The organism is Hydrocoleum sp. CS-953 (assembly GCF_002260545.1).
Classification (GTDB): Bacteria; Cyanobacteriota; Cyanobacteriia; order Cyanobacteriales; family Microcoleaceae; genus Trichodesmium.
On record NZ_LGSU01000042.1, the window covers coordinates 1 to 1,500 of the forward strand.

Genomic DNA, 1,500 nt, shown 5'->3' on the forward strand with positions numbered 1-1,500 from the left:
TGCCCATCCCACTTACATTCATCCCTTAATTCAGCAACGCGAATTATCGCCCTAGTAGACTGACACAGCTAATGAGTGTGGGTATTTATTTTGGGGCGGGTTTATTTGATCTGATGGTTAAACTCGTTAATTTAACGTGGAACCCGCCCTTACTATTGCAACATTTTATATGTGTCACGCCACTACTCCCTACTCCCTACTCCCTTATTCTCAAACACACGATTAAAAAAAGGTATAATTTCAGACCAAGCTGAAGTAGTTGCAACAGAGTCATAACGATAACCATCATCACGCATAAAAGTATGCTCTGCTTCATATAAGAAAATTTGGTGAGTTACACCAGTTTGCTCCAAAGTTTGAATAATAGTTTGGCGATCGCCTTCTGGTGTATGAGGATCTTTACTACCAAAAACAATAAGTATCTCACCTTCAATTTCACTCATTCGTTTAATTGTATCAGCAACTCCCTTACCTAACTTCCCACTAGGAATACCAGTGGGATAACAACAAACTGTAGCTTTAATATCTTTCTCAAAGGCAGCGCGGAAAGCTAAATGTCCGCCAATACAAAAACCCATAGCACCTATTTTATCCGCAGCAACAGAATTTTCTGCTTTGATAAATTCAATTACAGCTTGGGTATCCGCATCATACTCAGGTACTGCTGTTCGACGAGCATTATCATTACCCCGCATCTTCCCTAGGTCATCTGGCTCCATAACAAGACCTATTGGCTCAGTTCGATGAAAAATTTCTGGAGCAGCAACTACATAACCATACCCCGCCAAATAGTTAGCTAGACGAATTATTGGGCCTCCTAACTGATAGATATCAGAGTAAAATACAATACCTGGGTAAATTCCTGGTGGTTTAGGGGTTGCTACATATACACGCATTAAACTGTCATCAACGATTAAATTAACGTTACGTTTAGTAATTTGCACCTATTACCTCCATTGTTGTACCCAAGAATTTTTCTACAACACTACCTTACCTTTTTGAAGTTTATGATGAACGTTTATTGAGAATTGAGTTATATATTTGCATAAATAGTTGCTACAAATTTATATTCCATATTTCTTATTTATTCTGATTTATAAATAAAGAGTATGTAACGTTATTTTATCGGCATAGTATTACAGACTAACTTTTCCTGGTAGTGATAAACAAGTAATGATAGTAATAGGTGGTAGGCTAAAAACAGCTCTCTGATAATACCTTCAGGAATAAGAAATAGAAAACACCGGAGTCACCGAATAGTTCTGATATTTTGTACTATTTCCTGAATAACTGTAACTGCCTAGCAAAAATAGCAAAATTCCGTAATTTCTCGGTAGTCTCTAGGTGGGTATTGCTGAACAAACTTTAGACTTTGAAAGGCTGTATTCCTAATAAACAGTAGAGTATAGCTAATTTTATCTAGTCATTTTATAGGCAATTTGTCTTCACAAAATTATCTATAAAAGTTCAGTATTTTCTGGGTAGATATTTGATGATTTT

At 36.3% G+C, this 1,500-nt stretch carries 1 protein-coding gene; it reads right to left on the reverse strand.

All coding sequences use genetic code 11. The features are described 5' to 3' along the window. Window positions 1-182: 182 nt before the first annotated feature. On the reverse strand, window positions 183-944 hold the full coding sequence (locus AFK68_RS00185; protein WP_094670700.1) for a dienelactone hydrolase family protein: 762 nt from the start codon (window positions 942-944) through the stop codon (window positions 183-185). Window positions 945-1,500 lie beyond the last annotated feature (556 nt).